This is a genomic window from Mycobacterium sp., assembly GCF_035640695.1.
Lineage (GTDB): Bacteria > Actinomycetota > Actinomycetes > Mycobacteriales > Mycobacteriaceae > Mycobacterium.
In genome coordinates, this window is the sequence record NZ_DASQVQ010000192.1 from 1 (window position 1) to 12375 (window position 12375).

Here is a 12375-nt window from a genome sequence, read left to right on the forward strand (position 1 = left end):
GTCGGCCCGCGAAACAGGTACACGCCGGGGCGGTGCGGCAGATGTTCGGCCAGCACGCGCTTGCTCCGCTGCGCCGCAGTCACATTGGGCAGATAGGCGCGAAGGTCTGCGTAGGTGTGCACACCCTGGTTGCCGACCCGCTCGATCAGCGCATGCAGCACGTCGACGGTGGCCCGCGCGTCGTCGAGCGCGCGGTGCGTGGGCTCGCTGGCCGCCCGGAACAACCGCGCCAGCGCCGCCAGCCGCACGCTGGGCGCCTCCTCCCGGGTGAGCACGCGGCGCGCCAGCCGCACCGTGCACAGCACCGGCGGGCGCGGCCAGACGATGTCGCAGTGCCGCGCGGCGGCCTTGAGGAATCCGATGTCGAATCCGGCGTTGTGGGCGACCAGCACCGCGCCGCGGGAAAACTCGAAGAACATCGGCAGCACCGCGTCGATCGTGGGAGCGTCGCACACCATCGCCGAGGTGATGCCGGTGAGCGAGACGATCTGCGGCGGAATGTCGCGGCCGGGGTCGACCAGCGTGGCCAGTTCACCCAGCACCGCGCCGCCGCGCACCTTGACGGCGCCGATCTCGGTGATCGCGTCGCGGTCTGAGCCCTCGCCGTTGGCGCGTCCGCCGGTGGTCTCCAGGTCGACCACCACGAATGTGGTCTCTCGGAGCGTCAGATCGGCCGACGGGTCGGCGTCGGCGAAGCTGAGCTGCTCCATGGCCCATGACGGTAAGGAGCCGTACCGACAGAAGGCGCACTTGTCGGTGCGTGTCGCTAACGTGCCCAGCATGATCATCGATTGCGACGACTGCGCGGTGCGCGGTGCGGCGTGCAAGGACTGTGTCGTCAGCGTTCTGTTGGGCGTACCGAAAACACTTCAGGACGACGAGCGGGCGGCATTGGAAGCACTCGCCGAAGCGGGGTTGGCACCGCGGCTGCGGCTGGTGCCGATCCATCGGAGTGACGACCGGAGTGACGACACGGGAGTCGCCTAAAATTCAAGGTTCTCTGAGAGTTCCGGGATTATTGATAAATTTACGGCTCCTGATGGACAAGGCCGATGCCGTTTCGTAACCTGTCTGAGACCTTACGCAGATCGACGGCCTCGTCCCACTGCACCCGAAGGGTATTTCATCTTGATGCTGAGTCGCGCCCACGGGATCGGCAACGCAATTCGGCGACCCCTGATCGGTGTGGCAGCGGCAGTATCGGTGTTCGGGTCTACGGTGGCCGCAAACGTGTCCGCCGACCCCGCCGACGACGCTCTTGCGAAGCTAACTGAGCTGTCCCGCCAGGCCGAGCAGACCACTGAGCAAATGCACTCGGCACAATTGACGCTCAACGACAAGCTCGCCGCGCAGAGGGCCGCCGAGGACAAGCACAATGCCGACCAGGCCGCGGTGGACGCGGCGAATGGCCAGCTGATGACCTACCAAGGCGCGGTCGACAAGTTCGCCGCCGCGATGTACATGGGCGGCCGCACCGACGGGCTGAGCGCGATCATGACCGCCGACTCGCCGCAGCACCTGATCGACCAGCTCTCGGTGCAGCGGGTGATGGCCACCGAGATGGCGACCCAGATGCAAAGCTTCCAGGCAACCCGCGACGAGGCCGCCAAGGCCGCGACCGCGTCGGCGAAGTCGGCGGCCGATGCCCGCACCGCCGCCGAGCAGGCCGCCGCCGTGCGCGCGGACCTGCAGGCCAAGCAGAGCAAGCTGCAACTGCAGATCGCGGTGGTGAAGTCGCAATACAGCGGGCTGACGCCCGCTCAGCGCACCGCCCTGGCCGCGCCCGCCGCGGTGCCCGCCGCGCTACCCGTGCAGGCGCCCGGCGCGCTGCCCGGGCCGGCGCCGGACGCGCTGCCGACGATCGACGGCGTTCAGGCCGTCCCGCCCATGCCCGGCGGCCTGATGATGCCGGACGGCACGATGCCCGAGGGCGCGCCGCCGGCGGAAGCCGCGCTGCCCGGAATGTCGCCCGGCGGCGAAAACAAGGCGACCGTGGTGCAGGCCGCGCTGAGCCGGGTCGGCTCGCCGTACTCGTGGGGCGCCGCCGGTCCGAGCGCGTTCGACTGCTCGGGCCTGGTGATGTGGGCGTTCCAACAGGCCGGCGTCTCGCTGCCGCACTCCAGCCAGGCGTTGGCCACCGGCGGGCAGCCGGTGTCGCTGTCGGATCTGCAGCCCGGCGACGTGGTGACCTACTACTCCGACGCATCCCACACTGGCGTCTACGTCGGCGACGGCATGGTGGTGCACTCGTCGACGTATGGCCAGCCGGTGCGGGTGGTCCCGGTAGCCGCGGCAGGCCCGGTCCACAACGCCCGCCGCTACTGAGCGCCCGCGGCGGCGCCGGCAATTTCTGCTCGGCCTGGCACTGGCCGCTGAGCTGGTCGCGAGTGTCATGCTGCTGCGGCAACCCGGCGAAGCCGCCGCGCCCACCTTCCCGCCGGCCGCGGGCGCGCCCGGCTCCGTCGTTGTCGACGGTCGCACGGTGCGACTGATTGGCCTCGGTGGCCAGCTCACCGACCCGCTGCTGCGTCGCGTCGCGGCAGAAAGCGGCGACGCCGTCGACGCCGTCGACGGATTCTGGGGCGAGGACTGGCAGCGTGACATCGTGATCGTCGCGACCGCGACCGAGACGGAATTCGCCGAACAAGCCGGGAAGGGCGGGCAGTGGAACGATGTGGCGGCCGTCGCCGTGGCCGGGCGCGTCGACCTGAGCCGGCGCATTGCGATGGGTCAGCGCATCGTGTTCGCGCCCGGCGCCGCGGCGATGAGCGACTCGGCGCTGCGACTTGTGTTGCGCCACGAGCTGTTTCACTACGCGTCGCGCACCGATACCGCGCCGGACGCGCCGCGGTGGCTGACCGAAGGGGTCGCCGACTACGTCGGGCGCACCGACACACCGGCGCCGGGACCGGACGCGCTACCCGCGCGGCTGCCGTCCGACACCGAACTGGAAACCGCCGGTCAGGAGCGGTCACTGGGATACGACCGGGCGTGGTGGTTCGCCCGCTTCGTCGCAGAGGTCTACGGTCCGCCGGCGTTGCGACGGCTGTACGTGCGGGCCTGCGGGCCTGGCCATCCCGACCCGGCTACGGCGGTCTCGCAAACCCTCGGCGCCGGCCTGCCGGAGGTGCTCGACCGGTGGCAAGCGTGGCTGAGCGGCTACATTAATCGACGGTGACGCGAATCCTGTTGGTGACCAACGACTTCCCTCCGCGGCCGGGAGGCATCCAGGCGTACCTGGAGGAGCTGGTGGGACGACTGGCCCGCAGTGATTCGCACAGCGTGACGGTGTACGCGCCGCGCTGGAAGGGCTCCGACCGTTATGACGCCGCCGCCGGCTACCAGGTGGTGCGGCATCGGGGCACGCTGATGCTGCCCGCCCCGCCGGTGGACGCCCGGATGCGCGAGCTCGTCGCCGAGGGCGATATCGAGACCGTCTGGTTCGGCGCGGCGGCCCCGCTGGCGCTGATGGCCGACCGGGCGCGGCGCGCCGGCGCCGCCCGGGTGCTGGCCAGTACGCACGGCCACGAGGTCGGCTGGTCGATGCTGCCGGTGGCGCGCTCGGCGTTGCGGCGCATCGGCGACGACACCGATGTCGTCACCTACGTCAGCCGCTACACCCGCGAAAGGTTCGCGTCCGCCTTCGGTCGCAATGCCGCGCTCGAGCACCTGCCGCCGGGCGTGGACACCGATCGGTTTCGGCCCGACGCGGCCGCCCGCTGCGAGCTGAGAGCACGCTACGGCCTGGGTGAACGACCCACGATCGTGTGCGTGTCGCGGCTGGTGCCACGCAAGGGGCAGGACATGCTGATCCGTGCGCTGCCCGACATCCGGCGACGCGTCGACGGCGCCGCCCTGATGATCGTCGGCGGCGGGCCCTATGCACCGGTGCTTCGCAAGCTCGCCTCCGACGCCGGCGTCGCCGACGACGTGATCTTCACCGGCGGAGTGCCCGCTGCCGAATTGCCCGCACACCATGCGGTGGCCGACGTATTCGCGATGCCGTGCCGCACCCGTGGCGCCGGGCTCGACGTGGAAGGCCTTGGCATCGTTTTCCTGGAGGCTTCCGCGACCGGGGTGCCGGTGGTGGCGGGCCGCTCCGGCGGCGCCCCGGAGGCGGTGCGGGACGGACGCACCGGCCGGGTCGTCGACGGCCGGTCGGTCAGCCAGATCGCCGACACGGTCAGCGAAATCCTGGCCGACCCCGATCGCGCGGCGCGGATGGGATCGGCTGGGCGGCAATGGGTTACCGAGAAGTGGCGCTGGGACACCCACGCCGCCCGGCTGAGCGGGCTGTTAAGCGGCTGAGTCCTTGTAGAGCGCCTCGATGTCGCTGGCGAACTTCTGCGCGACGACCTTGCGCTTGACCTTCATCGTCGGCGTCAGCTCGCCGGTTTCCTCGGTGAAGTCGACGGGCAGGATCCGGAACTTGCGGATCGCCTCGGCCCTGGAGACGGCCTGGTTGGCCTCGTTGACCGCGCGGTCGACCTCGGCGACAAGATCGGGATCGGTGGCCAAATCGCCCACCGTCGCGACGGAATCCTTGCCGTTGCGTTCTTTCCACCCTTCGAACGCTTCCGGGTCGATCGTGATCAGCGCCGCGACGAACGGCTTGGCGTCACCGACGCACATCGCCTGACTGATCAGCGCATGCGCACGCAGCTGGTCCTCCAGAATCGCGGGCGCGACGTTCTTGCCGCCCGCGGTCACGATGATCTCCTTCTTGCGGCCGATAATGGTCAGGAAGCCGTCGTCGTCGATTGCGCCCAGGTCGCCGGTGTGGAACCAGCCGTCCTCGATGACCGCCTTCGTCTCTTCCTCGTTGTGCCAGTAGCCGCTGAACACCACGCCGCCCCTTACCAGCAGCTCGTCGTCGTCGTTGATGCGCATGCTGTTGCCGGCCAACAACTTTCCGACCGTGCCGACCTTCAGGTCATCGACGCGGTTCACCGTGATCGCCGCGCTGGTCTCGGTCAGGCCATAGCCCTCATAGATGGTCAGCCCGACGCCGCGGTAGAAGTGGCCCAGCCGCGCGCCGAGCGGCGCACCGCCGGAAATGGCGGCGCGGCAATTGCCGCCAAGCGCCGCGCGCAACTTGCCGTAGACGAGCCGGTCGAACAGCGCGTGCTTGGCCTTCAACACCAGGCCGGCACCACCGGTGTCCTTGGCCTGACTCCACTCGATCGCGGTGTTCGCGGCGGTTTCGAAGACGCGGCCCTTGCCATCGTTGCGGGCGTTCTGCTCGGCGGTGTTGTACACCTTCTCGAACACCCGCGGCACCGACACCACCAGCGTCGGCTTGAACACCCCGAATACCGACACCAGGTCCTTGATGTCGCTGGTGAAGCCCAGCGTGACGTTGTTCGCGAACGCCGCCATCGTGATCGCGCGGGCCAGCACGTGGGCCAGCGGCAGGAAGACCAGCAATCGTTCGCCCTTGTCCAGCAGCGTCGGGAGAGCGGACTTTGCGCCGCGGATCTCGTAAACGAGGTTGGCGTGGGTCAGCTGGCAGCCCTTCGGCCGGCCGGTGGTACCCGAGGTGTAGATAAGCGTCGCCGGGTCGGCCGAACGGATCCCGCGTAGCCGCACGTCCAGCTCGCTTTCGTCCGCCGACTCGCCTGCCTCGGCCAGCTCGTCCAGCGCCGGGGTCCCTGAGCCGTCGATCCGGAACACTTTGCGCAGGTCGGGCAGGTCGGCCTCGAGCTGTTCGACCGTGTCCGCGTGCGCGTCGGTCTCGGCGAACGCCAGCACCGCGCCGGAATCGGAGAGCACGAAGCGCACCTGCTCGGCCGACGACGTCTCGTAGATCGGCACCGTGACCGCACCGACGGACAGGATCGCGAAGTCGAGGATCGCCCACTCGTAGCGCGTCGCCGAAAGGATCGCGACGCGATCACCGGCGTTGATGCCTTCGGCGATCAATCCCAAAGCGGCCGAACGGATTTGCTCGGCGGCTTGGGAATTCGTCACATCGGTCCATGCGCCGTCGACGAGGCGCTGGAAAATCGGGTAGTCGGGGTCCTCGCGCTGGTGTGAATAGACGGCGCTGACAAAGTTGTCGCGCTCGCCGACAGGAAATGACGCCGGAACACTGAATTCACGCACGAGTCGGTTCCCTCCCGCCGCTGGTACCTTCGCGTTCCAGCCTAGTCGGCCACCGATCGAGCCCGGGGAACCCGTGTGTGAAGCTGCTATCCATGAACACCATTCAGATCGCCGACGAAACCTTCGTGGCGGCCGACCCCGCCGACATCGGCCGGGCGGTGTCGGACCCGTCGAGCTGGCGGCGCTGGTGGCCCGACCTGCGGCTCGACGTCAGGGAGAACCGCGGTGACAAGGGCATCCGGTGGACCGTGACCGGCGCGCTGACCGGCACGATGGAAATCTGGCTGGAGCCGATGCTGGACGGGACGCTGCTGCACTACTTTCTGCACGCCGAACCGGCGGGCGCGGCGGCCTGGCAATTAGCGCGGATGAACCTGGCCAAGATGAACCACCGCCGCCGGGTGGCCGGCAAGAACATGGCCTTCGAGCTGAAGGCGAGGCTTGAGCGCTCGCGGCCGGTGGGAGTGTCGCCGCTGGCCTGATACTTCGCCGACGGTCCTGGGCGCAAGGTAGGTTTTTCTGCGTGGCGGACAACACGGCGCAAACCATCTACATCGATGCGGACCCCGGCACGGTGATGGACGTGATCGCCGACATCGGCTCGTACCCGGAATGGGTGTCCGAGTACAAGGAAACCGAGGTGCTGGAGGCAGACGACCAGGGCTATCCGAAGGTCGCGCGGCTGGTGCTCGACGCGGCGGTGCTGAAGGACACCATGGTGCTGGCCTACGAGTGGCCGCCCGACCACAAGTCGGTGCGCTGGAGCCTGGTGTCGAGTTCGCTGCTGCGTGCGCTGGAGGGTGCATATCACTTGTCGCCCAAGGGATCTGGGACCGATGTCACATATGAGCTGTCGGTCGATCTGATGATCCCGATGATAGGATTGCTCAAACGGAAGGCCGAGCGCAGGCTCACCGACACCGCGTTGAAAGACCTCAAGAAACGAGTAGAGGCTGAGTGAATTCCCGGCCCCCGCCGGCGCCCGGATCAGTCTCTTCGTCGGCAAGGGCGGGGTAGGCAAGTCGACACTGGCCGCGGCCACCGCGGTCGTCGACGCGCGCGCCGGTCAGCGGGTGCTGGTCGTCTCGACCGACCAGGCGCATTCGCTGGGCGACGTGCTGGGTGTGCAGGTCGCGCCGACCGGTGCGCGCACGTGCACCCGCGTGTTCGCCGACGACATGGACGCAGGCGGCGGCTTCCTCGATGCGATGGCACTGGACACGCTGGCGCTGGTGGAGGCGCGATGGCGCGACATCGCGGGCACGCTGGCCCGGCCGTTCCCGGACAGCGAACTGGGAGACGTTGCACCGGAAGAGCTCTCGGCGCTGCCTGGCATCCAGGAGGTGCTCGGGCTGCATGAGGTCGGAGAGCTCGCCGTGGCCGGCCGGTGGGACCACGTCGTCGTCGACTGCGCCTCCACCGCCGACGCGCTGCGGATGCTGACGCTGCCGGCCACCTTAGGGATGTATTTGGAGCGGGCCTGGCCGCGTCACCGTCGGTTGTCCTCGAGCGCCGACGACAGCCGCTCGGCCGCGCTGGTCGGCCTGCTCGAGCAGATGACTACCGCGATGGAGCGGTTGTCTGAGTTGCTCACCGACGGCTCGCGGGTGAGTGCGCACCTGGTGCTCACCGCGGAACGGGTGGTGGCGGCCGAGGCGGCGCGCACCCTGGGTTCGTTGTCATTGATGGGCGTGCGCGTCGCCGAGCTGCTGGTCAATCAGGTTCTGGTGCAAGACGATTCGTACGAATACCGCAACCTTCCCGACCATCCGGCATTCGACTGGTACGCCGAGCGCATCTCCGAACAACAGGCGGTGCTCGACGAGCTGTCGTCGACCATCGGCGAGGTAGAGCTGGTGCTTGCGCCGCATCTGGCGACCGAACCGATCGGCCCCAAGGCGCTGACCGAATTGCTCGCCACCGTGCGGCGCCGCGACGGATCGCCGCCGCCGGGGCCGCTGCGGCCGCTCGTCGACCGAGAATCCGGCTCTGGGCTCGAAGCCATCTACCGTCTGAGGCTAGAGTTACCGCAGGTCGATTCCGGCGCGTTGATGTTGGGTCGGGTCGACGACGAGCTCATCATCGGCGTCTCAGGAGTGCGGCGCCGGGTTCGGCTGGCATCCGTCCTGCGCCGCTGCATCGTGATGGACGCCCAGCTGCGGGGGAGTGAATTGACCGTGCGGTTTCGACCGAATCCGGAGGTGTGGCCGGCGTGAAAGGCGCTCACCCCGACATTGGTCCGGAACTGCGGCAGTTGGCCCAGGTGATCCTGGACCGGCTCGACCCGGCCGTGCGCGCGGCCGCCGCGGCCGCGGCGGGAGGCGACGCACCCGGCAAGTGCCAGCAGGTGTGGTGCCCGGTGTGTGCGCTGGCGGCGCTGGCGACCGGAGAGCAGCATCCGATGCTGACCCTGATCGCCGAACACAGCGTCGCGCTGATGACCGTGATCCGGGCGATGGTGGAGAACATCGAACGGAGCGACCAGCCGCCGCCCGAGGGGGGAGGCGCCGGCCCTGAAGGCGGCGCGCGGGAGGCACCGGGCAGATATCAGCAGATCCCGGTCACCGTCGAGGAATGAATTTTGACGGTTTCGTAACTGTGGTCGCATCACGACCACATGGGTAGAGTTGGCGCAAACGTCGGCGCAAACAATCAGTCGGTTGCCCCAACGCGGGAGGGTGCATGTGGTATTGGCTGTTCAAGTACATCTTCATGGGCCCCTTACTCTCGCTGCTCGGACGGCCGAAAACCGAAGGCCTTCACCACATCCCAGATACCGGTCCGGCCATCCTGGCGAGTAACCACCTAGCCGTCGCGGACAGCTTTTATTTGCCCCTGGTGGTGCGCCGGCGCATCACGTTCCTGGCGAAACAGGAATACTTCACCGGCACCGGCCTGAAAGGGTGGTTCACCCGCTGGTTCTACACCGTCGCGGGTCAGGTGCCGATCGACCGCACGTCGGCCGACACCGCGCAGGACGCGCTCGACACCGCCAAGCGGCTGCTCAAGCACGGCAAGTTGATGGGGATGTACCCCGAGGGCACGCGCTCGCCCGACGGCCGGCTGTACAAGGGGAAGACCGGCCTTGCCAGGTTGGCGTTGGAGACCGGTGTGCCGGTCATCCCGGTGGCAATGATCGGCACCAACGTGGTCAACCCGCCGGGCAGCAAGGTGTGGCGGTTCGGCTCGGTGACGGTGCGGGTTGGCAGGCCGATGGACTTCAGCAGATTCGAGGGGCTGGCCGGCAACCGGTTCATCGAGCGGGCGGTCACCGACGAAGTGATGTACGAGCTGATGCAGCTGTCCGGACAGGAGTACGTCGACCTGTACGCCGCGGACGTCAAGGAAGGCAAGACGCCCGCGTCAGGTCACCCGCCCGCCCGCATGCTCGAGACCGCCGCGGGCTAGCCGACCGCGGGCACCGCCGCCCCGTCGAGCGAGGGCTGGCGTTTTTCGGCGGCCCGACCGGCCAGCACGCTGCCCGCCACCACGATCGCAGCCAGCGCCCACCACACGTACGATGCGCCGACGAGCTGGCGCCACCACGACGCGGTGGCCTCCTGATGCTTGGGCATCAGGTCGATCGGCGTCCAGATCATCAGTGCCACCCCGGCGGCGGTCACCCCGGCCAGTGCGATGTTGCGGCGCCGATACGCCAGCACGGCAGTCACCAGCACCCCGGGCAACACCCACACCCAGTGGTGTGACCACGACACCGGCGAAACGACGAGGCCGAACAGCGCTATTAAGGTCAGCGCCAGTACCGGCTCGCCGGCGCGCAGCACGCGCTGCGCGGCCCACACCGTGACGCCGAGCACCGCGAGGCAGGCCACCGTCCACAGCGCGAACTGCTCGGCGTGCGTCAGCTGCAGCCGCGCCAGCGCACCGGCGATGTTCTGGTTCGTGTTCAGTGATGCGCTGCCGATTCGTTCGGTGTTGCGAACCGTGGCCGTCCAGTACTCGAGCGAGTCCCGCCAGGCCAGCACGAAACCCGCCAGCGTCGCCGCCACGAACGAAAGTGCCGCGGTCAGCACCGCGCGACCGTCCTTGCGCAGTGCGAAGTAGAGAAGGAAAACCGCGGGCGTCAGCTTGAGTGCGATCGCCAGGCCCAGCAGCAGTCCGCGCGGCCAGCGGGTGCGCCGGGGCAAGCAGTCGGCAACTACCAGCGTCATCAGGATGACGTTGATCTGGCCGAACGCGAAGTTCGACTGGATCGGCTCCAGATAGATGACCGCGGCCGCGACGATCGCGACGGCGAGCCAGCACCGGCGCGCCCACGCGGGTTCGTTCCCCATGCTCCCGGTCGACCACACATCGAGGCGCGTCAGCACGATCACGGTCGAGACCAGCAGCAGCACCAGCGTGATCAGCGTCATCACCACGCTGCCTACTGGGAACGACAACCAGGCGAGCGGGCAGAAGGCGATCGCGGCAAGCGGGGGATAGGTGAACGGCAGACCCAAACCGATTTGGGTGTGGAACATCGCGCCGTCGGCATACAGCGGCCGCCCGTCAAGCCACGCCTGCGCGCCCATCCGATACACCTCGACGTCGATGCGGTACGGGATGTGCCCGAACACGCGCCAGGCCGCCAGCCCGAATGCGGCGAGCGTGAAAACCTGAAACAGCCGCCACCCGATGCGCCGCCAGCGCTCGGCACGGCCCGCCGGCAAGGCGCGCCCGCGCCAACTGCCCGCGTCGGGCGACGACTGCCAGTTACTCATGTCGGGTCCAGACTATCGGGGCGCCGCGGCGCGTCGGATTGGTATGCCGAGCAAAACCCGACGAGGTCGGCGTAAGTTCTCGCACGTGGGTTCGTTGTGGCAGTCGCTTTGGCATGACATCGTCGACCGTGGCCGACTGCCATTGCTGTGCTGCCTCGTCGCATTCATCCTGACGTTCTTCGTGACCCGAACCATCGTGCGCTACATCCGCCGCCAGGCGAACAACGACGCGCCGCCGAAATGGTGGCAACCTCGCAACATCGGCCACGGCTCCTTGCATATCCACCACGTGGTGATCGGAGTCGTGCTGGTAATGATTTCCGGCGTGACAATGGTCACTCTCGCGGTCGACGGCGGCGTCGCGGAATTCACCGTCGCCGCGATCTCCTTTGGGGTTGGTGCCGCGCTGGTGCTCGACGAGTTCGCGCTGATCCTGCACCTGTCCGACGTGTACTGGTCGGAGGATGGGCGCACATCGGTCGACGCGGTGTTCGCCGCGGCCGCGGTGGCCGGCCTGCTAATCCTGGGCCTAAACCCGTTGTCGTTTTTCGACGTTGGCGTGTGGCGTAACGACAGCACGCTCGAGTCGCGGGTCGGCGTGGTGGCAATGGCCCTGCTAACCCTGGCGCTCGCGGTGGTGGTGCTGCTGAAGGGCAAGGTGTGGACGGGGCTAGTCGGAATGTTCATCACCCCACTGCTGGTGATCGGTGCAATCCGGTTGTCGCGCCCGCACGCCCCATGGGCGCGCTGGCGCTACAGCAAGCGGCCGCGGAAGATGCATCGCGCGCTGGAGCGCGAGCGCTGGCTGCGCCGGCCTGTGGTGCAGGCGAAATTGTGGGTGCAAGACGCGGTCTCGGGCATGCCGCGATTCCCCGACGATCGCTTGGTCGACGAGCAGTTGGACCGCGAGATCCACGCGGCGCCGCCGCCGCCGGAACGCCAGCCCGTCAAGCCCGGCGTCGCAGCATAAGGGGGGTCGGCGCGTTGCGTTATTTCTATGACACCGAGTTCATCGACAACGGTCGCACCATCGAGCTGATCTCAATCGGGGTCGCCGCCGAAGACGGCCGCGAGTATTACGCCGTGTCAACCGAGTTCAACCCCGATCGGGCCGGGCGCTGGGTGCGCACGCACGTGCTGCCCAAGCTGCCGCCGCCGTCGTCGCCGACCTGGCGGTCGCGGGCGCAAATCCGCACGGATCTGGAGGATTTCTTCGGCGTCGACGGTCCGGAACCAGTCAAGGAGCCGATCGAGTTGTGGGCCTGGATCGGCGCCTATGACCACGTCGCGCTGTGCCAGTTGTGGGGGCCGATGACCGGGCTGCCACCGGCCATGCCGCGGTTCACCCGCGAGTTGCGCCAGCTCTGGGAGGACCGGGGCAGCCCGCAGATGCCGCCGCGGCCCGCCGATGCCCACGACGCGCTCGTCGACGCTCGGTTCAACCGTGAGCGGTTCGACATCATCTGTTCGGGTCAGCCGGTGCAGGCGTAGTCGCCGCGCTGTCCGTGCTGTCTTTAGAACTGGTCGTTTCTCCTAGTTACGATGG

Annotated in this window: 14 protein-coding genes; 11 read left to right on the forward strand and 3 right to left on the reverse strand. The window is 68.3% G+C overall.

Translation table 11 applies throughout. From position 1 onward, the window contains the following. Nucleotides 1-710, reverse strand: a 710-nt coding sequence (locus tag VE759_RS22380) for an exonuclease domain-containing protein (RefSeq protein WP_324936547.1), incomplete at its 3' end; no start/stop codon positions are given. Between the two features lie 70 nt (nt 711-780). On the opposite strand from VE759_RS22380, the gene VE759_RS22385 reads away from it, so the two are divergent. The 4 genes from VE759_RS22385 (at nt 781) to VE759_RS22400 (ending at nt 4308) form a co-directional block, all read left to right on the forward strand. Continuing rightward, on the forward strand, nt 781-987 hold the full coding sequence (locus VE759_RS22385) for a hypothetical protein (protein ID WP_324936692.1): 207 nt from the start codon (nt 781-783) through the stop codon (nt 985-987). Between the two features lie 141 nt (nt 988-1128). Continuing rightward, nucleotides 1129-2325, forward strand: coding sequence for a peptidoglycan hydrolase RipC (ripC, locus tag VE759_RS22390; protein ID WP_324936549.1), 1197 nt, complete (start codon nt 1129-1131; stop codon nt 2323-2325). A 67-nt stretch (nt 2326-2392) separates the two neighbouring features. Beyond that, nucleotides 2393-3178: a hypothetical protein gene (locus VE759_RS22395; protein ID WP_324936551.1), complete on the forward strand. Its 786-nt coding sequence runs from the start codon at nt 2393-2395 to the stop codon at nt 3176-3178. Next, nucleotides 3175-4308, forward strand: coding sequence for a glycosyltransferase family 4 protein (locus VE759_RS22400; protein ID WP_324936553.1), 1134 nt, complete (start codon nt 3175-3177; stop codon nt 4306-4308). The genes VE759_RS22395 and VE759_RS22400 overlap by 4 nt, the downstream gene beginning before the upstream one ends. Here the strand turns inward: VE759_RS22400 and VE759_RS22405 are convergent. Next, on the reverse strand, nt 4297-6105 hold the full coding sequence (locus tag VE759_RS22405; protein ID WP_324936556.1) for a long-chain fatty acid--CoA ligase: 1809 nt from the start codon (nt 6103-6105) through the stop codon (nt 4297-4299). The genes VE759_RS22400 and VE759_RS22405 overlap by 12 nt on opposite strands. A gap of 92 nt (nt 6106-6197) precedes the next feature. Between VE759_RS22405 and VE759_RS22410 the strand changes: the two genes are divergently transcribed. The 5 genes from VE759_RS22410 (at nt 6198) to VE759_RS22430 (ending at nt 9513) form a co-directional block, all read left to right on the forward strand. After that, nucleotides 6198-6587, forward strand: coding sequence for a polyketide cyclase / dehydrase and lipid transport (locus tag VE759_RS22410; RefSeq protein WP_324936557.1), 390 nt, complete (start codon nt 6198-6200; stop codon nt 6585-6587). Between the two features lie 41 nt (nt 6588-6628). Continuing rightward, nucleotides 6629-7066 carry an SRPBCC family protein gene (locus VE759_RS22415; protein ID WP_324936559.1) on the forward strand — a complete coding sequence of 146 codons (438 nt, stop codon included), beginning with the start codon at nt 6629-6631 and terminating at the stop codon, nt 7064-7066. Continuing rightward, nucleotides 7059-8321 carry an ArsA family ATPase gene (locus VE759_RS22420; RefSeq protein WP_324936693.1) on the forward strand — a complete coding sequence of 421 codons (1263 nt, stop codon included), beginning with the start codon at nt 7059-7061 and terminating at the stop codon, nt 8319-8321. Before VE759_RS22415 ends, VE759_RS22420 begins: the two co-directional genes overlap by 8 nt. Beyond that, on the forward strand, nt 8318-8683 hold the full coding sequence (locus VE759_RS22425; RefSeq protein WP_324936561.1) for a hypothetical protein: 366 nt from the start codon (nt 8318-8320) through the stop codon (nt 8681-8683). Before VE759_RS22420 ends, VE759_RS22425 begins: the two co-directional genes overlap by 4 nt. Nucleotides 8684-8787: 104 nt before the next feature. Continuing rightward, a complete protein-coding gene (locus VE759_RS22430) occupies nt 8788-9513 on the forward strand; it encodes a lysophospholipid acyltransferase family protein (RefSeq protein ID WP_324936563.1) in 726 nt (241 codons plus the stop codon). Here the strand turns inward: VE759_RS22430 and VE759_RS22435 are convergent. After that, nucleotides 9510-10829: a glycosyltransferase 87 family protein gene (locus VE759_RS22435; protein WP_324936565.1), complete on the reverse strand. Its 1320-nt coding sequence runs from the start codon at nt 10827-10829 to the stop codon at nt 9510-9512. The two genes, VE759_RS22430 and VE759_RS22435, sit on opposite strands and share 4 nt — an antisense overlap. An 85-nt stretch (nt 10830-10914) precedes the next feature. On the opposite strand from VE759_RS22435, the gene VE759_RS22440 reads away from it, so the two are divergent. After that, nucleotides 10915-11799, forward strand: a complete 885-nt coding sequence (locus VE759_RS22440) for a hypothetical protein (protein WP_324936567.1) — start codon at nt 10915-10917, stop codon at nt 11797-11799. A 14-nt stretch (nt 11800-11813) separates the two neighbouring features. Then, complete coding sequence (locus VE759_RS22445; protein WP_324936569.1) at nt 11814-12320, forward strand: polyadenylate-specific 3'-exoribonuclease AS; 507 nt, start codon at nt 11814-11816, stop codon at nt 12318-12320. Nucleotides 12321-12375 lie beyond the last annotated feature (55 nt).

Bases quoted from the DNA above. Each gene is read 5' to 3' on its own strand.
- VE759_RS22395 (WP_324936551.1), top strand. From the start codon at position 2,393: ATGCTGCTGCGGCAACCCGGCGAAGCCGCCGCGCCCACCTTCCCGCCG.
- VE759_RS22435 (WP_324936565.1), bottom strand. From the start codon at position 10,829: ATGAGTAACTGGCAGTCGTCGCCCGACGCGGGCAGTTGGCGCGGGCGC.
- VE759_RS22385 (WP_324936692.1), top strand. From the start codon at position 781: ATGATCATCGATTGCGACGACTGCGCGGTGCGCGGTGCGGCGTGCAAG.
- VE759_RS22430 (WP_324936563.1), top strand. From the start codon at position 8,788: ATGTGGTATTGGCTGTTCAAGTACATCTTCATGGGCCCCTTACTCTCG.
- VE759_RS22410 (WP_324936557.1), top strand. From the start codon at position 6,198: ATGAACACCATTCAGATCGCCGACGAAACCTTCGTGGCGGCCGACCCC.